The 17431-nt window shown below is 64.2% G+C and carries 19 protein-coding genes and 1 pseudogene; 9 read left to right on the top strand and 11 right to left on the bottom strand.

The genetic code is table 11. From position 1 onward, the window contains the following. Positions 1–11 precede the first annotated feature (11 nt). From puhA to HYN69_RS05350, 8 genes are all read left to right on the top strand, one after another. Entirely contained in the window at positions 12–782 is a 771-nt protein-coding gene (puhA, locus tag HYN69_RS05385) for a photosynthetic reaction center subunit H (RefSeq protein WP_108434846.1), read from the top strand. Between the two features lie 64 nt (positions 783–846). After that, on the top strand, positions 847–1479 hold the full coding sequence (puhB, locus tag HYN69_RS05380) for a photosynthetic complex putative assembly protein PuhB (RefSeq protein WP_108434845.1): 633 nt from the start codon (positions 847–849) through the stop codon (positions 1477–1479). A gap of 13 nt (positions 1480–1492) precedes the next feature. After that, the gene (puhC, locus tag HYN69_RS05375; protein WP_230426493.1) at positions 1493–1954 is read left to right on the top strand and encodes a photosynthetic complex assembly protein PuhC; all 462 of its coding nucleotides are present in this window, start codon (positions 1493–1495) and stop codon (positions 1952–1954) included. 2 nt (positions 1955–1956) lie between these two features. Then, positions 1957–2253: a hypothetical protein gene (locus HYN69_RS05370; protein ID WP_108437046.1), complete on the top strand. Its 297-nt coding sequence runs from the start codon at positions 1957–1959 to the stop codon at positions 2251–2253. Beyond that, positions 2250–3344: a magnesium-protoporphyrin IX monomethyl ester (oxidative) cyclase gene (acsF, locus tag HYN69_RS05365; protein WP_174213600.1), complete on the top strand. Its 1095-nt coding sequence runs from the start codon at positions 2250–2252 to the stop codon at positions 3342–3344. The genes HYN69_RS05370 and acsF overlap by 4 nt, the downstream gene beginning before the upstream one ends. 96 nt (positions 3345–3440) lie before the next feature. Continuing rightward, a complete protein-coding gene (puhE, locus tag HYN69_RS05360; RefSeq protein WP_108434843.1) occupies positions 3441–4253 on the top strand; it encodes a putative photosynthetic complex assembly protein PuhE in 813 nt (270 codons plus the stop codon). Between the two features lies 1 nt (position 4254). Beyond that, entirely contained in the window at positions 4255–5466 is a 1212-nt protein-coding gene (gene hemA, locus HYN69_RS05355) for a 5-aminolevulinate synthase (RefSeq protein WP_108434842.1), read from the top strand. Positions 5467–5588: 122 nt separating this feature from the next. After that, the gene (locus tag HYN69_RS05350) at positions 5589–6077 is read left to right on the top strand and encodes a c-type cytochrome (RefSeq protein ID WP_108434841.1); all 489 of its coding nucleotides are present in this window, start codon (positions 5589–5591) and stop codon (positions 6075–6077) included. Between the two features lie 243 nt (positions 6078–6320). Here HYN69_RS05350 and urtE read toward each other — a convergent pair whose 3' ends face one another. From urtE to HYN69_RS05310, 8 genes and pseudogenes are all read right to left on the bottom strand, one after another. Next, the gene (gene urtE, locus HYN69_RS05345; RefSeq protein WP_174213599.1) at positions 6321–7016 is read right to left on the bottom strand and encodes an urea ABC transporter ATP-binding subunit UrtE; all 696 of its coding nucleotides are present in this window, start codon (positions 7014–7016) and stop codon (positions 6321–6323) included. A gap of 12 nt (positions 7017–7028) precedes the next feature. Next, positions 7029–7772: an urea ABC transporter ATP-binding protein UrtD gene (gene urtD, locus HYN69_RS05340; protein WP_108434839.1), complete on the bottom strand. Its 744-nt coding sequence runs from the start codon at positions 7770–7772 to the stop codon at positions 7029–7031. Next, positions 7769–9000, bottom strand: a pseudogene (urtC, locus tag HYN69_RS05335) (urea ABC transporter permease subunit UrtC). Before urtC ends, urtD begins: the two are co-directional and overlap by 4 nt. Before the next feature lie 99 nt (positions 9001–9099). Continuing rightward, on the bottom strand, positions 9100–11049 hold the full coding sequence (gene urtB, locus HYN69_RS05330; RefSeq protein WP_108434838.1) for an urea ABC transporter permease subunit UrtB: 1950 nt from the start codon (positions 11047–11049) through the stop codon (positions 9100–9102). Positions 11050–11122: 73 nt separating this feature from the next. Then, a complete protein-coding gene (urtA, locus tag HYN69_RS05325) occupies positions 11123–12406 on the bottom strand; it encodes an urea ABC transporter substrate-binding protein (RefSeq protein ID WP_108434837.1) in 1284 nt (427 codons plus the stop codon). Positions 12407–12887: 481 nt separating this feature from the next. Next, positions 12888–13520, bottom strand: a complete 633-nt coding sequence (gene ureG, locus HYN69_RS05320; RefSeq protein WP_108434836.1) for an urease accessory protein UreG — start codon at positions 13518–13520, stop codon at positions 12888–12890. A gap of 9 nt (positions 13521–13529) precedes the next feature. After that, positions 13530–14162, bottom strand: a complete 633-nt coding sequence (locus tag HYN69_RS05315) for an urease accessory protein UreF (protein ID WP_108434835.1) — start codon at positions 14160–14162, stop codon at positions 13530–13532. Beyond that, the gene (locus HYN69_RS05310) at positions 14159–14740 is read right to left on the bottom strand and encodes an urease accessory protein UreE (RefSeq protein WP_108434834.1); all 582 of its coding nucleotides are present in this window, start codon (positions 14738–14740) and stop codon (positions 14159–14161) included. Before HYN69_RS05310 ends, HYN69_RS05315 begins: the two co-directional genes overlap by 4 nt. 136 nt (positions 14741–14876) lie before the next feature. On the opposite strand from HYN69_RS05310, the gene HYN69_RS05305 reads away from it, so the two are divergent. After that, the gene (locus tag HYN69_RS05305; RefSeq protein WP_108434833.1) at positions 14877–15212 is read left to right on the top strand and encodes a hypothetical protein; all 336 of its coding nucleotides are present in this window, start codon (positions 14877–14879) and stop codon (positions 15210–15212) included. Here the strand turns inward: HYN69_RS05305 and ureC are convergent. The 3 genes from ureC to HYN69_RS05290 are packed head-to-tail and all read right to left on the bottom strand — an operon-like array spanning position 15209 to position 17430. Further along, positions 15209–16951, bottom strand: coding sequence for an urease subunit alpha (ureC, locus tag HYN69_RS05300; RefSeq protein ID WP_108434832.1), 1743 nt, complete (start codon positions 16949–16951; stop codon positions 15209–15211). The genes HYN69_RS05305 and ureC overlap by 4 nt on opposite strands. 18 nt (positions 16952–16969) lie before the next feature. Beyond that, positions 16970–17275: an urease subunit beta gene (locus HYN69_RS05295; RefSeq protein ID WP_108434831.1), complete on the bottom strand. Its 306-nt coding sequence runs from the start codon at positions 17273–17275 to the stop codon at positions 16970–16972. Beyond that, positions 17272–17430: a peptidase M23 gene (locus tag HYN69_RS05290; RefSeq protein ID WP_108434830.1), complete on the bottom strand. Its 159-nt coding sequence runs from the start codon at positions 17428–17430 to the stop codon at positions 17272–17274. Before HYN69_RS05290 ends, HYN69_RS05295 begins: the two co-directional genes overlap by 4 nt. Position 17431: the final 1 nt, after the last annotated feature.

The following is a 17431-nucleotide window of genomic DNA, read 5'->3' as shown; positions in this document are numbered from 1 at the left end:
AGGACCAAAAAATGGTTGGTGTGAACTTCTTCGGCAACTTCGATCTGGCAAGCCTTGCCATCTGGCTCTTCTGGGGCTTCTTCGCCCTGCTCGTCTATTACCTGCAAACCGAAAACATGCGCGAAGGCTACCCGCTGGAGACCGAGGACGGCATGCCCGCCCCGAACCAGGGCCCCTTCCCCGTGCCGAAACCCAAGACCTTCCGCCTGCCCTTCGGCAAAGGCGATGTCGTGGTGCCCTCGGCGGCGAACGAAGCCGCACACCGCCGCACCGATCTGGCCCTTGCCCGCACCGCCGTCTCCGAAGGCTTCCCGCATGCCCCCACCGGCAATGCGATGGCCGATGGTGTCGGCCCCGCAAGCTGGGCACCGCGCCGTGACGAACCGGAACTGGATGGCCACGGCCATGCCAAGATCATCCCGATGGGTCAGGCCAAGGGCTTTGTCGTCAGCGCCGGGCGCGATCCGCGCGGCCTGCCGGTGCAGGGTGCCGATCTCGAAATCGTCGGTCGCGTGTCGGACATGTGGGTCGATGCGCCCGAACAACTGGTGCGCTACCTCGAAGTCGAACTGAACGGCGGCGGCAAGCGGCTTGTGCCGATGACGCTGGCCCGCATCTGGCCCGACCGCGTCCGCGTCCGCGCCATCGCCTCCGACAGCTTTGCGGGCATCCCGCAGACCAAATCCCTCACCACCGTGACCAAACTCGAGGAAGACAAGATCTCGGGCTACGTCGCCGGTGGCTGGATGTATGACGCCGCCAAACGCAAGAGCGGCTTCTGAACAAAAGGGGGGCGGCCTGCGCCCGGGCCGCCCCGTCTTACCCCAACATGAAAGGGTCTGAACGATGTCAGACCATGACGACTTCGCCTTCGATGCCGCACCCGGCATTCCGGCGCCCCTGCCAAAGGGGGAATCCATCCTCTGGCAAGGCCGCCCCTCTGTGCTTCCCCTTGCCCGCGAGGCTTGGAAACTCAACTGGATCATGGGCTACATGGCCGTGATCGTGATCTGGAAAGCCGCCAACGGTTTTGCCGACGGCGGGGCCATCATGGCCGTCGCCCGTGGCCTGCCCTATGCCATGCTGATGGCAGCGGCCTTCGGCGTGATCCTGTTCCTTGCTTGGGCACAGTCGCGCGCCACGATCTATACCGTCACCACCGCCCGCGTCCTGATGCGGATCGGCGCGCTTTCGGTCACCTATAACATCCCCTTCGTGCAGATCGCCTCGGCATCGGTCGAGACGAAGCCGAACGGCACAGGCACCATCGCCTTGCAGACCCAGGGCGAAACCCGCCTTGCCTATCTGCAGATGTGGCCGCATGCGCGGCCCTGGCACCTGAAACAGACCGAACCCGCGCTGCGCTGCATCCCCGATGCCGCCATCGTGGCCCGCGTCCTGTCCGATGCCGCCGAGACGCGGCTCTCGCAACCCGTCGTCACACGCCAAGCGCCCATGGGCGCGGTCGCAGCGGAATAAGGGGGAAATGACCATGCACAGCACATCACACACCCCGAACCGCGAAAAAGAGATGATCCCGCGCACCCTGCTTTTGGGCATGGCCGCGCTGGCGCTTTCCACCCTCGCGCTTGCCAGCTACTCGGTCGCGACAGGCCGTGACCGCGTCGGCACCCCCGCCGCAGGCACCGTGATCCAGACCACGCCCATCGTCCTGATCGGCAAATCGGCGCAAGCCGTCGTTGTCGAACGCCCCGATGGCACCGTGCTTGCCGACCTGCCCCATGGCGGTTTCATCACCGTCATCCAGTCAGGCATGGCCCGCGAACGCCTCGTCCACGGCATCAAGGACAACCCGGCCATCAACATCGTGCGCTACGACAACGGCCGCCTCGTCGCCGAAGACCCGACGACCGGCTGGAGCGCCGAGCTTTACGCCTTCGGTTCCGACAACAAGGCCGCCTTCGAGCGCCTGATCGAAAAAGCGGGGGAATGACCATGCCACTGTTCACGAAAACCCGCGAAGATGTGCCCTGCACCGTCGAGATCAGCCACCGCTTCGAAGCCCTGCACGCCCATGTCCGTTTCAACAACGGCGCGGTCGTCCACCCCGGTGACGAAGTGCTCGTCCACGGCGCGCCGGTCATGGCCGCTTACGGCGAAGTCGTGGTCGAAGACCGCACCGCCACCATCACCCGCGCAAGCGCCATCGAACGCCTCTGGACCCGCCTGACGGGCGATCTGGAATTCATGGAGCTTTGCGAATTTTCCTTCTCGGACGAGGTGACGCTATGAACGTTCACGCAACCACCCACGACGAACTGCATTCCGAAATGCAGGGTGCCTTCGACACCACGGCGATGGCGACCGAAACCACCCTTCTCAACCCGCGCTTCTACACCACCGATTTCGACGAGATGGACCGCGTCGATGTCACCCCCGTCCGCGCCGATTGGGATGCCCTGCTGGCACAGATGAAATCCGACCCGAACAAGGGCCATTTCAAGAAGAATGCCGATTGGGACACGGTCGACTGGAAAGGCATGGACCCCGCTCTGCGCGTGGAATTCATCGACTTTCTGGTGTCGTCCTGCACGGCCGAATTCTCGGGCTGCGTGCTTTACAAGGAAATGAAGCGCCGCGGCACCAACCCCGACATCTGCGAACTCTTCAGCTACATGTCACGCGATGAAGCCCGCCACGCCGGTTTCATCAACGACGCGCTGCGCGAAGCGGGTGTTGCGGTGAACCTCGGGTTTCTGACCAAGGCCAAGAAATACACCTACTTCCGGCCCAAATTCATCTACTACGCCACCTACCTGTCGGAAAAGATCGGCTACGCCCGCTACATTACCATCTTCCGCCATCTGGAACGGCACCCCGAGCACCGCTTCCACCCCATTTTCAAATGGTTCAAGGAATGGTGCAACGACGAGTTCAGCCATGGCGAGGCCTTTGCCCTGCTGATGCGGACCGACCCGAAACTGACCACCAGCTTTGCCAACAAGCTGTGGATCCGCTTCTTCCTTACGGCGGTCTATTCCACGATGTGGGTGCGCGATCACGCACGGGTCGATTTCCACCACCACCTCGGTGTCGACATCGACTGGTATGACCAAGAGGTCTACCGCATCACCTCGGAAATCGCGCGGCAGGTGTTTCCGGTCGAGTTGGACATCAAACACCCGCGCTGGCTTCCGGGCCTGCGGGCGATGGACGCCGCCATGCGCGACATGGACAAAGCCAAGAAAAAGGGCGGCCTGACGGGCTGGCTTTCACACAAAACCGCAACTGCCCGCGCCCTGCTGGCCTTTGCCGGTCTCTATCTGATCCCGGTCATCAAGACGACACCTCCGGCATCCGTCCGGATGGAGCCGACCTATTGACCAGTGACCATCATATCGCCGTGCAAACGGTGATTGCGGCGGAGGGATGGGCGCGTCCCACCGCCCTGCGCGGCTCCCCTTACGGGGGGGCCGCGTATGAACAACCCATGGCTTGCCGCCCTGTCCGCGCTGTTTTTGTGGTGGTTCTCTACCGGCATCATCATCTGGCGCGTCAAACGCGCCGACCATCAGGGCCGCGACGCGCATCTGTGGTCGGTGATCCTTGGCCTGCCCTTGGTCGTCGGCGGCGCTGTCGTCTTCGTCAACGTACTGGATGACGACACCGCAACCGGCGCCTATCTCGGCTTTCTTTCGGCCCTCGCCATCTGGGCATGGATCGAGCTTGCCTTCCTGTCGGGCATCATCGCAGGCCCCAACACCACGCCCTGCCCGCCCGATGCGACCACTGCCAACCGCTTCCTGCGCGCCTGCGGCACCATCGCGTGGCACGAACTGCTGCTCATGGGCACCATGGGCGCAATGGCGGTCGTGACCGAAGGCCACACCAACATCTTCGGCCTCTGGACCTTTGTGATCCTGTTCTTCGCCCGCATCTCGGCCAAGCTGAACCTGTTCTTCGGCGTGCCGCGCATCCATACCGAATTCCTGCCGCAAACGCTGGCGCATCTGCCCAGCCACTTCCGCCGCGCGCCGATGAACGCCGCCTTCCCGATCTGGGTCTCGGCCCTGACCTTTGCGGTCGCCTGCTTCATCGAACGCGCCTGGAACGCGCCAACCCCCGGCCACCTCGTCGGCTTCACCCTCCTTTCCGCCCTGAGCCTGCTCGCCCTTCTCGAGCATTGGTTCATGGTCCTTCCCCTCCCCGACCAGAAACTCTGGCGCTGGATGATCCCCGCGCCGCCTGTAACAAAGCCGATCACAGACCCGGCCCTGACCAGAAAGCACTGACATGGATTTCGACGCCCTTTTCAGCAGCCAACTCGACGCCCTCAAGGCCGAAGGCAATTACCGCGTCTTCGCGGAAATGGAGCGCCGCTGCGGATCGTTCCCCCGCGCCGGAAACCACAAGAACGGCGAATTGCGCGAAGTCACCGTCTGGTGCTCGAACGATTACCTCGGCATGGGCCAGAACGGCACGGTCGTCAAAGCCATGGTCGACGCGGTCGAAACCTGCGGCACGGGTGCGGGCGGCACGCGCAACATCTCGGGCACCAACCACCACCACCTGATCCTGGAGCGTGAACTCGCCGACCTGCACGCCAAGGAAGCGGCGTTGCTGTTCACCTCCGGCTACGTCTCGAACTGGGCCGCTCTTTCAACCCTCGGCTCGAAAATCCCCAATGCCGTGATCCTGTCGGACGAGAAAAACCACGCCAGCATGATCGAAGGCATCCGCCATTCCCGCGCCGACAAGGTGCTGTGGAAGCACAACGACTGGCGCGACCTCGACCGCAAACTGCATGCCGTCGGTGACCGCCCCAAGATCGTCGCCTTCGAATCGGTCTATTCGATGGATGGCGACATCGCCCCCATCCGTGAAATCGTCGAGGTCTGCGAAGCCCATGGCGCGCTGTCCTACATCGACGAGGTGCACGCAGTCGGCATGTATGGCCCCCGCGGCGGCGGCGTGTCGGAAGAGTTGGGCCTCGCCCACCGCATCAGCCTGATCGAAGGCACGCTGGGCAAAGCCTTCGGCGTGGTCGGCGGCTACATCACCGGCTCGGCCGCCCTGTGCGATTTCATCCGCAGCTTCGCGTCAGGCTTCATCTTCACCACCGCCCTGCCCCCCGCCGTGGCCGCCGCCGCCACCGCCTCGATCCGCCACCTCAAGCAGTCGGATGCCGAACGCATGGCCCAGCGCGCAAACGTCGCCAAACTCCGCGCCCGCCTTGACCGCGCAGGCATCCCGCATCTGGAAAACGCCAGCCACATCATCCCGGTGATGATCGGCGATCCGGTCAAATGTCGCATGATTTCCGACATCCTGATGGACGATTGGGGCATCTACGTCCAACCGATCAACTACCCCACCGTCCCCAAGGGCACCGAACGTCTGCGTATCACCCCCGGCCCCTTGCATTCCGACGCCGACATCGACCATCTGGTCACCGCACTCACCTCGCTGTGGCAACGTTGCGCGGTCAGCCACGCCGTCGCCTGAAAAGACCAAAAAGGGGCTGGATACCGCCGAAATTTTCGCCAAAGTTGCGGTCACGAAGTCTTGTCATCGCGACTGAATGCACCAGTATACAGTCTACAAAATTCCCTTGGGAGGACGACCCGATGAAACTGACCCTGACCGCTCTTGCCTTTGCCGCCGTGGCAGCCGTTCCGGCCTTCGCCGCGGGTGACGCCGAAGCAGGCAAGAAAGTCTTCAACCAGTGCCAGACCTGCCACGCCGTGGTCGATCCCGATGGCAACGTGCTGGCTGGCAAGAACGCCAAGACCGGCCCGAACCTCTACGCCGTCGTAGGCCGCGTTGCAGGTTCGTACCCCGAGTTCAAATACGGCGAAGGCATCCTCGAGCTGAACGGAACCGGCTATGTCTGGACCGAAGAAGACCTCGCGGTCTACGTGCAGGACCCGACCAAGTTCCTCGTCGAAAAGACCGGTGACAAGAAAGCCAAGTCCAAGATGATGTTCAAGATCAAGAAGGCCGAAGATGCCGCCAACGTGGCAGCCTTCCTCGTGTCCTTGGCTCCGGCTGCGACCGATGCCGCCGCCCCCGCCGAAGGCGAGGCTGCACCGGCCGAGGGCGAAGCGACCAACTGATCGCAAGCAGATCGTTGCAAAAGGGGTCGCCCCGTGCGGCCCCTTTTGTTTTGGCCGCCGCCGTTGCCCGACGCAGGGGGGCTGTCTGCCCCCCTGCGGCGCGTTCCGCGCCTTCCCCCGAGGATATTTGCACCAAGAAGAAGGGCACGAGATTTGCCTGCGGCTTCTTCTCGGCTGAAATATCCTCGGGGGGTGCGCCGCGCTTCGCGGCGAGGGGGGCGGATAGCCCCCCTTTTCTTTTCGTCAGACCGAAACAGTCTGCCGCAGCACATCCTGCGACAATTCGGCCTTGGTTCCCGAAAGCGCGACCTGCCCGCGTTTAAGCACGTAAAAACTGTCCGCCAAGCCATAGGCGAAATCGAAATACTGCTCGACCAGCACGATCGCCATGTCGCCCTTGCCGCGCAGATAGGAAATCACCCGCCCGATCTGCTGGATTATGTTGGGCTGGATGCCTTCGGTCGGCTCGTCCAGCAGCAACACGCGCGGGCGCATGATCATAGCCCGCGCGATGGCCAGTTGCTGTTGCTGCCCGCCCGAAAGATCGCCCCCGCGCCGGTGGCCCATGTCCTTCAAGACCGGAAACAGATCGTAGATCTCGTCCGGTATCCGGTGCTCGGCCTTCGGCAACAGGGCGAAAGCCGTCTCCATGTTCTCTTTCACCGTCAGCAAGGGAAAGATCATCCGCCCCTGCGGCACCACCGCCAACCCGCGCTTGGCCATGCCCTGCGGCGGCACCCGTGGCACATCCTCGCCCCCCAGCGTCACAACCCCGCCCGAGCGCAGATGCGTCCCCGCCAGCGCTTTCAACAGGCTTGTCTTGCCCACCCCGTTGGTACCCATCACGCAGGTGACCTCGCCCGCCCGCGCCACCATGTCGATGCCATAAAGGATCTGCGACCCCCCGTAATGCAGCGTCAGACCCTTGGTTTCCAGCATCAGCCCCGCTCCCTAACCGCGCCCCAGATAGACTTCGATCACCTGTTGGTTCTTCGTCACATGGTCCAAAGACCCTTCCGCCAGAACCGCGCCCTCGTGCAGAACCGTCACCTTGCACTCCAGCCGCCGCACGAATTCCATATCATGCTCGACCACCACCACGGCCCGCGTCTTGGCCATCTCGACCAGCAGCTTTGTCGTATGCTCGCGCTCGGCCAGCGTCATCCCCGCAGCCGGCTCATCCACCAGCAACAGCCGCGGCTCCTGCGCCAGCAGCATCGCGATTTCCAGCCATTGCTTCTGCCCGTGCGACAATTCCCCCGCCTTGCGCGGCAGCGCATCCGACAAGCCCACCTCACCGGCCAGCGCCGCCACCTTTTCGCGGTCCGCCACCCCTTCGCGCCACATCAGAACGCGCCAAGGGCTGCGCCGTGCCTTGAGCGCCATGATCAGGTTTTCATGCACCGTCTGGTCCTCGAACACCGTGGGGCGCTGGAACTTGCGCCCGACACCGGCACGGGCGATCTGCGCTTCGGTCATCGACAAAAGCGACACCGACCGCTCGCCAAAGGTCACGCTGCCACTGTCCGGCCGCGTCTTGCCGGTCACGATATCCATGAAGGTCGTCTTGCCCGCCCCGTTCGGCCCGATGATCGCGCGCAACTCGGCAGGGCCGATGTTGAACGACAGGTTGTTGATCGCGCGGAACCCGTCGAAACTGACCGATACGCCCGACACTTCCAGAAGCGCGCTCATCGCTGCGCCTCCTTCTCCATCAGCGCCCCGTCCTCGGGGCCAAGCGCCGCACCCTTGCGGTCAGGGCTGCGAAGCCCCTGCCACAGATCGAACAACCCGCCGATACCCTTTGGCGCGAAGAGCGTGACCAGAACAAAGGACAGCCCCAACACCACCGACCACCAATCCACCCATTGCACCGTATAGAACCCCAAGGGCACGTCGGGCACCCGCCCCCCGTGAACCAGCTCGACACGATCGACACGAAAGCCGCCCCTATCACCGCCCCGTAAAGCCGGCCCCGCCCGCCGATCGCCACCCAGACCGCCAGATAGATCGACGCGATGGGCGCAAGCTCCGCCGGATTGATGATCCCCGCCTGCGGATAGTACAGCGCCCCCGCAAGTGCGGCGATCACCGCCGTCAGGGTAAAGACAAAGAGCTTGTAACCCTCGACCGAATAGCCAAGGAACCGCACGCGCTGCTCGTCATCGCGGATCGCGCGGATCACGCTGCCGAACTTGCCCGACACCACCCAGGCGACCAGCAGATAGCCCAGCCCCAAGGCAAAAGCCGAGGCCCAGAAGAACCAGACCGACAGCCGGTCCTGCGACACCTCGGCCAGTCCCGGCAGGTTCTGCAACCCCGACAGCCCGTTGTTGCCGCGTAGCCCCGAGTCGTTCTGGAAAAGGTAAAGCGCCAGCGCCAGCGTCATCGCCTGCGTCAGGATCGACAGATACACCCCCGTCACGCGGGCGCGGAAGGCCAGCCAGCCGAAGGCCAGCGCCAAGACGCCGGGCACCAGCACCACCAACGCCATCTGCAACCAGAAGGAATGGGCAAAGACCCAGATCGCGGGCAGGTCCGACGCCCCCACCACCCCGAAAATCTGCGTGGCGATGCCTTGGCGTATCTCATCGGGCGTGGCGGGCAGCACGTCTTGCGCCAAGGCTGCCACCACGATCTCTTCGGTGCGGGCATACATCAGCCACATCCCCAAGCCGTAGCCCCCCAGCGCAAAAAACGCCATGTGGCCCAGCGAAAGGATCCCCGCATAGCCCCAGATCAGGTCCATGGCGAGCGCGACAAGACACAGGCAAAGCGTCTTGCCCAAGGTCTTGACGAAAGAGGTCGAGACGAAAGCCACACCATAAGCTTCAGACATCAGCGTGACCGCCAGCGTGAAAACGGCAAGGATCAGGATGAACCACAGCACCGAAGGGTTACGGACAAGAAAGCTGCGGCTCATGCGAGACCCTTTCCGCTTTGTTCCATGGTCGCAGCGGGGGCTTCGCGCCCCCGGACCCCCGCGGGATATTTGAAGACAGAAAATGACGCAGGCATCCGGTCAATCCCCCGCCGCACGGCCCTTTAGGGCGATGATCCCGCGCGGACGGAACTGGATGAACAGGATGATGAACAGAATCATGTAGGTCTGCGCGGCCAGCGTGTTCGAGGGGTTGAACCACTCGATCCCCTTTTGCAGCACACCGATCAGCGCCGCCCCCGCCAGCGTGCCCCAGATGTTGCCGACCCCGCCCACGACCACGGTCATGAAGCTTTGCACGATGTAATCCGACCCGAGTTCCGAGGTCACCTTGGCGAATAGCCCGATGGCCACCCCCGCGATGCCCGCAATGCCCGACCCGAGGCCGAAGGTCAGCATGTTGATCCGGTCCGGGTTGATGCCCATCGATGCGGCCATCGACGGGTTCTGCGTCACCGCCCGCACCTCGAGCCCCAGCCGCGTGCGCTTCATCAGCCACAGGAAGAACAGCAAGAAGAGCAGCGCCAGCACGAAGATCGCGATGCGGATGTAACTGATCGACACCACGTCGTTGAACACAAGCGCCCCGTCGAGCCATTCGGGCGAGGTCAGGGGCCGCGCCTGCGTGCCGAAGATGTTCTTGGCCAGTTGCTGGAGCGCAATGGAAATGCCGAAGGTCGCAAGCAGTGTTTCAAGCGGGCGTTTGTAAAGATGCCGGATCACCAGCCGCTCCATAGCCACTCCGGCGGCAAAGGTGACCGCAAATGCCAAGGGCAGCGCCACGATGATCGACAGCGTGTAATTCGTGATCCATTGCTGCACGGCGTAGCCGGTATAGGCGCCCATCATGATGAACTCGCCATGCGCCATGTTGATCACCCGCATCACGCCAAAGGTGATGGCAAGCCCGATGGCCGCAAGAAAATAGATCGACGCCAGCGACATCGCGTCGAGCGCCAGATCGACCGCCTGCATCGCGCCGACCTTCGTTCCGATCCGGCCCAGCGCCACCGCAGCCGCAGCCGTCACCGCAGGGTCAGGCTCGGCGTAAACTTCGGCGAAGCGGTGCTTGGCGACCGCCTCGGTCACCTCGGCATCGGTCGCGGCGGGCGGCACAAGGCCTGCCGCTTCAAGCGCGTTATAGGCGCGGTCGCGGGCCTCTTGCCGGTTCAACTGCTCTAGCGGCACACCGGCCACCGCCCCATCCTTCAGATGCGTCACCAGCGCCGCCCGCGCATCGGCTGGCGTCAGACGCGCCGGTGCAAGGCCCGCCGACACCAACAGATCATAGGCCTCGGCCTCGGTCAGATCGCGCCCCGGCCGCAACGACCGCGCCAGATTGGCCCCCGCCGGGGCCTCGCCCGCAAAGGCGATGCGCGTCACGGCGACCAATGGGTTCAGCGCTCCGCGCAGATCGATCCCCGCATCGCTCCCGAAGCCGTCGATCGCCGCAACCCGCGCCGAAGTGTCCGCCCCGAAGCGGATGGTCAGCAACCCCAGCAGACGCTCTTTCTGGGCCCGCAGCAGCGGATCCGCCTCGCCTGCAACGCTCGCCCGCAACGGCTCCAGCGCTTCGGCATTCGGGTCTTTGGCAATCGAGTCGAGCGCCGCCGCCCGCTTGGCGCGGTCAGGGTCCGACAGGGTGAATTGCACCAAGGCCGCAGCGATCAGCCCGCGCACCCCGGCGTTGGGTTTCAACTCGGAAATGTCACCCTTGGCCGCAGCCCCGGCATCTGCGCCGTCCAGCGCCGTCAGCGCCCAGCCATCGGCGGTCTTTGCGATGATGAAGAACGCCCCGTCCGCCTTTCGCAGCCCCAGACGCTTGTCGCCCCATGCCTGCAGCACCGCCGCCGCCATCGCGTCACCGCTGCCCGCAAGCTCGGCAATCACCGGCCCGATGGTCTGGCGCGAGGGCTTTTCGATCGCCGCCGCATGGCGCGCCAAAATCCCGGCAGCGGTCTCGGCCGCGGCGGGCAGCGGCCCAAGCAGGGCCAGCACGGTCAGCGTCAGGGCAAGAAGAAACGGACGCATGAAAACCTGCGGTAAAAGAATGTGAAATCGGGGGGGTGCGGGGGGCCGGATGCGGCCCCCCGCCTGCCTTAGGTCAGTAGTTCGACTTCAACTGCACGCAGGTCTTGGTCTCGCTGTTGTACATCCCGCAGCCAAGGCCCGGCCAATCGGACTCGAGCACCGCCGATTCCGGCAGGAAATCGGTCCAGGCGTCACCGGCGACCGGTTCGGTCTGGCTGATGATGTCGAACTGCCCGTCTGCCCGGATCTCGCCGATCAGCACCGGCTTGGTCAGGTGATGGTTCGGCAACATCTTGGCCGTGCCGCCCGTCAGGTTCTTTACCTCTTGGCCATACATCGCGTCACGCACGGCATCCACATCGGTGGTTCCGGCCTTCTCGACCGCCTGAACCCACATCTGGAAGCCGATATAGGTCGCCTCCATCGGGTCGTTGGTGGTGCGCTTGTCGTCGCCGATAAACGTGTGCCACTGCTTGATGAAGGCCGCGTTTTCAGGCGTATCGGCGGATTCGAAGTAGTTCCACGCCGCCAGATGCCCGACGAGGTTCGTCGTATCCAGTCCCGCCAGTTCTTCCTCGCCAACCGAGAAGGCCACGACGGGCAGCTTGTCCGCCGTCACGCCCGCCGCTGCCAGCTCCTTGTAGAAGCCCACGTTCGCATCGCCGTTGATGGTCGAGATCACGCCCACCTTCTTGCCGTCAGCACCAAGCGCCACCACGTCCGACACGATCTTGGACCAGTCAGAATGGCCGAACGGCGTGTAGTTCACAAAGATATCCTCTTTCGGGATCCCCTTCGAGATCAGATAGCTTTCAAGAATGTTGTTCGTGGTGCGCGGATAGACATAATCGGTGCCCAGAAGCGCGAATTTCTGCACGCCCAACTCTTCCAGATAGTAATCCACCGCCGGAATCGCCTGCTGGTTCGGCGCGGCACCAGTGTAGAACACGTTCTTCGACGATTCCTCGCCCTCGTACTGCACCGGATAGAACAGCAAGCCGTTCAACTCCTCGATCACCGGCAGCACCGACTTGCGGCTGACGCTGGTCCAGCAGCCGAAGGTCACGGCGACCTTGTCCACCGTCAGCAATTCACGCGCCTTTTCGGCGAACAGCGGCCAGTCGGATGCCGGATCGACCACCACCGCCTCCAGCTTCTTGCCCAGCAGGCCACCCTTCTTGTTCTGCTCGTCGATCATCATCAGGACCGTGTCCTTCAGCGTGGTCTCCGAAATCGCCATCGTGCCTGACAGCGAATGCAGCACACCCACCTTGATCGTCTCTTCCTGGGCCATCACAGCCCCCGCCGACGACAGGCCCATGGCCCCTGCCAGCAACATCCCCTTGATCCCGTTCATACGGTTTTTTTCCCTGTTTCCGGGCCGCCCGAAGCCGCCTTTCCAAATCCGGAAAGGACCACTATCTTCAGGCGGCAACTTAGGTTGCACCCCGTGCGGTGAGGGGGTCGGACTTCCACATCATGTCCCCCTCCCGCACATCTTTTCCGGCACGGCCCCGAAAGACCCCGCCCCCCGACAAAAGCCGCAGTCGCCGCGTGTCGCAACGGATAGCCCGCGCCGACGGAACGGGCATGGTCCGCACCCGGCCCGTTCGCCCATTAATTCCGCAGTGCAGCATGAAATGCCCGTTCCTTAGGCCGTTTGCTGGACAGTTCCGCAGCGACTCGGGCCGCTTTCGCGGCGCAACAGGTCGCAAACAGAAGAAAGCCGGACGTTTCCGTCCGGCCTTCCTGCCCGCCCGCTATGGTCCGGAAACCAGGCCCGTACCAAACCAGGCCCGTACCAAACTAGGCCCATGCCAAACCAGGCCCGTGCCAAACTAGGCCTGCACCGCCTCGCGCAGCACCAATCCGCCCTCGCGTTCCAGAAAGGCCACGATCTCGGCAATCCCCACACCCTGCCGCAGCCGCGCCATGACATAAGGCAGCCGCCCCCGCGCAAACTTCGTGTCACTCTCCAGCAGCGCCACATCGACCCCGACATAGGGTGCAAGGTCGGTCTTGTTCACCACCAGCAAATCCGACCGCGTCACCCCCGGCCCGCGTTTGCGCGGAATGTCCTGCCCCGCCGCCGTGTCGATCACATAGATGGTGATATCGGCCAGCTCCGGCGAATAGGTCGCCGCCAGATTGTCGCCGCCGCTTTCGATCAGGATCAGGTCGAGGTCGGGAAACGCCGCCCGCAGATCGGCCACCGCCGCAAGGTTGATCGACGCATCCTCGCGAATCGCAGTATGCGGGCAGCCCCCGGTCTCGACGCCCCGTATCCGTTCCACCGGCAACACCTGCGCCCGCATCAGATATTCGGCATCCTCGCGGGTGTAGATGTCATTGGTAATGACAGCCATCGAACAGCGGCTTGCCAGCGCGCGGCACAACTGCTCGGTCAGCGTGGTCTTGCCCACGCCCACCGGCCCGCCGATCCCCACGCGCAACGGCCCGTTCTTACTCATCGTGATTGCTCATGTCTTGAATATCCTCACATCCATCGTCTCGTGCCGCATCGCCGCAAGGTCCGCCCCAAAGGCCGCACTCGATATATCCTCCAGCCCGGCCCCTGCCGCCGCCGCCGCGATCTCCCCGATCAGCCCGTGCAACCCCGCCAGCACCCGCTGCCCCTCGTTCTGGCCCAATGGCACGAAGCGCACCGCAGCAGACACGAGGTTCGACGCAAACGCGTGCAGGTAAAGCCCGATCACCTGCTCTGCCGCCAACCCAAGCGGCCCCGCCGCCTGCCCCAGCACCACCGGCAACGGCCCCGCCGAAATCTCGCGCCCCGTCACCGCCGAAACCGCCCGCGCAAGCGCCGCCCCCTGCGCGCAAGTCTCGGAATACCGCTCGCCCGATGCCGCCAGCGCCCGCCCATAGGCTGCAAGCGCCGCGTGGTCCGCCCCCTCGCGCAGCGCACAAGCCAGCAAGATCGCATCCTGCCGCCCCGCCCCGTGCCGCAGCACCGCCCCCAGCCAGACGGCAAGGTCGGCACCACTGCGAATGGTGCCGTCACCGATCACCCGCTCCATCCCGTGCGAAAAGGCATAGCCCCCCGTCGGAAAGGCCGGCGACAGCCACTGCACCAGCGTGATAAGCCCGCTCATTCGTCGGGCGCCTCGGGGTCATCCTCGACGCGCGCGAAACCCTGGTGCTGCACATGCAGCCCCGCCAGCGCATGCGGCAGCGTCAAAACCGGCCCACGCAAATGGTCATGCGCGCCGAATCCGTGGTCATGCCCCATCGTCCGCCCGTGTCCGTAGGCCCCGCCTTCCGGTGTGAACGGCTCCATCGCATGGCCGACCGTGGCCCCCAGCCCCGCCAGCATCCCCTTCAAGACATGGTCATCGCGGATCACCAGCCGTGCGGGCTCGATCTGGCAGGGCGTGTGCCGGTTCCCGATATGCCAGGCCAGACGCGGCAGGTTCGCCCCCGTCACCACAAGCACCGGCTCTGCCGCCGCTTCCACAACAACCAGCCGCCCATCGAGCAGTTCGAAGCAATCGCCCGCCGAAACACTCGACGTTTCCGCCAGATCGACCAGAAACCCGGCGCCCGCCTCGGTCATCAGCCGTTTCCGGCGCAAGAACCGCTCATCATAGCCCAGAACGACACGGTCCACAGGAACTTTTCCACCGGTTTCGGGTTTGCGGATGACGCGGTGGGATGCGGGAAGGTCAGGCATAACAAAAGATCCCCGGAATATTGGCGTGCAGACAGTCTAACAGCTTTACGCAGCCTCGCCGCCCCCGTTTTGCCAACCCGTCACGCTTTGTTAACGCTTCGCCGCCATCCTCGCCCCGTCCCACAGGAGAATCCTGATGCACCGCCTGTCCCCCGCCGACGAACTGGCCGAAGTCAGGGCCGAGATTGCCCGCCTTAAACTGCGCGAAGCGCAGTTGCGCGACCGGCTGATGAAATCTCCCTTTACCACGCTGATCGGCCGCTTCCACAGGGTCGAAATCACCCATGGCCACAACAGCGTCTTCGACGCGGCACTTTTGCCCGAAAACATCCGCAACGACCCCGCCTATTGGCGCAGCCGTCCGCAAACCATCGTCCGCACCATGCCCCTCGCGCCTAAGCTCGCACCCCCGCGCCCCGGCTGGCCGATCCTCCGTTCCCCCGCCTTCACACCCGCTCGCGCCGCGCATTAGAACAGGAAATACCGCTGCGCCAGCGGCAACTCCGTGGCCGGTTCGCAGGTGAGCAGCACCCCGTCCGCCCGCACCTCGTACGTCTCGGGGTTCACCTCGATCACGGGTGTCGCATCGTTCAGCCGCATGTCGCGCTTTCCGATGCCGCGGCAGCCTTCCACCGCCAATGTCGCCTTGGCCGTTCCGTAGCGGTGCCGCACATCGGCCTCTTGCGCGGCTCGGGAAACGAAGACCACCGCATTGCGTTCGACCGACCGCCCGTAAGCGCCGAACATCGCCCGCGTGTAAACCGGCTGCGGCGTCGGAATCGACGCGTTCGGATCGCCCATCTGTGCCACGACGATGCACCCGCCGATCAGCACCATCTCAGGCTTGGCACCAAAGAACGCAGGCGACCACAGCACCAGATCGGCGCGCTTGCCCTCCTCGACGCTGCCGATATGGCGCGAGATCCCGTGCGCCACCGCCGGATTGATGGTGTATTTCGCGATGTAACGCCGCACACGGAAATTGTCGTTCTCGCCCGTTTCCTCGGCCAAGCGCCCGCGCTGTACCTTCATCTTATGCGCGGTCTGCCAGGTGCGGGTGATCACCTCGCCCACCCGCCCCATCGCCTGACTGTCGGACGAGATCACAGAAAACGCCCCCATGTCATGCAAGATATCCTCGGCCGCGATCGTCTCGCGCCGGATGCGGCTTTCGGCAAAAGCCACATCCTCGGGCACCCTGCGGTCGAGGTGGTGGCACACCATCAGCATATCGAGATGCTCTTCGATGGTGTTCACCGTATAGGGCATCGTCGGGTTCGTCGAACTCGGCAGGATGTTCTGCGACCCGACCACCTTGATGATGTCGGGCGCATGACCGCCCCCCGCGCCCTCGGTGTGAAAGGCGTGGATCGTCCGCCCGCCAATCGCCGCCAGCGTGTTTTCCACGAAACCGCTCTCGTTGAGCGTATCGGTGTGGATCATCACCTGCACATCCATGCCGTCCGCCACCGTCAGGCAGCAGTCGATGGCCGCAGGCGTGGTGCCCCAGTCTTCGTGCAGCTTCAGGCAGCACGCCCCCGCCCGCACCTGTTCCTCCAGCGCGGCAGGCAAAGACGCATTGCCCTTGCCCGCAAAGGCCAGATTCATCGCGAAGGCATCCGCCGCCTGCATCATCCGCTCGATATGCCACGGCCCCGGTGTGCAGGTGGTGGCCAGCGTGCCATGCGCCGGCCCCGTGCCGCCGCCAAGCATGGTGGTGATCCCGCTGTGCAAGGCATCGTCGATCTGCTGGGGTGCTATGAAATGGATATGCGCGTCCATCCCTCCGGCGGTCAAGATCCGCCCCTCGCCCGCGATCACCTCGGTCCCCGGCCCGACGATCACGTTCACACCCGGCTGCGTATCGGGGTTCCCAGCCTTGCCGATCACCGCGATCCGGCCGTCACGCAGGCCCACATCGGCCTTGTAGATGCCGGTCCAGTCCACGATCAGCGCATTTGTGATGACCGTGTCCATCGCCCCCTCGGCCCGCGTGGCCTGCGATTGCCCCATCCCGTCGCGAATGACCTTGCCGCCGCCGAACTTGACCTCTTCGCCATAGCGCAGCGCGTTGGCCTGCCCGCTCGAGCGTTCCGCGATCAGGTCGCGCTCGACTTCGATGATCAGATCGGTGTCACCAAGCCGCACCCGGTCACCGACCGTGGGGCCATACATATCGGCATAGGCGCTGCGTGAAATCCGTGCTGGCATATCGCCCCCCTCAAACGGTCACAGACCGCCCATAACTTTCCCGTTGAACCCGAACACCCGCCGCGCACCCGAAAGCGGCACCAGCCACACCTCGCGCGATTGCCCCGGCTCGAACCGGATCGCCGTGCCCGACGCGATATCGAGCCGCATCCCCCGCGCAGCAGCACGGTCGAAGACCAGCCCCGCATTGGTTTCGGCAAAGTGGTAATGGCTGCCCACCTGAATGGGCCTGTCGCCGGAATTGGCGACCATGATCTTCACCGCCACAGCACCTGCGTTCAGCTCGATCTCGCCCGCCGCGGGGAACACCTCGCCGGGGATCATTTCCGCAACCGCGCCAGAAGCGGTGCCGCAAGCGCCCCGATCAGGGCGGCGACCAGCCAGCCCGCCCCGGTCCAATGCGGGTTGGGGTGAAACCCCGGATGCGCCAGCGCGGGCGAGGCGGACAGGATGAACAGCGAGGCGATCATGCGTGCCATG

The organism is Gemmobacter aquarius (genome assembly GCF_003060865.1).
GTDB lineage: Bacteria > Pseudomonadota > Alphaproteobacteria > Rhodobacterales > Rhodobacteraceae > Paragemmobacter > Paragemmobacter aquarius.
This window is presented reverse-complemented; position numbering and strand designations above follow the sequence as displayed.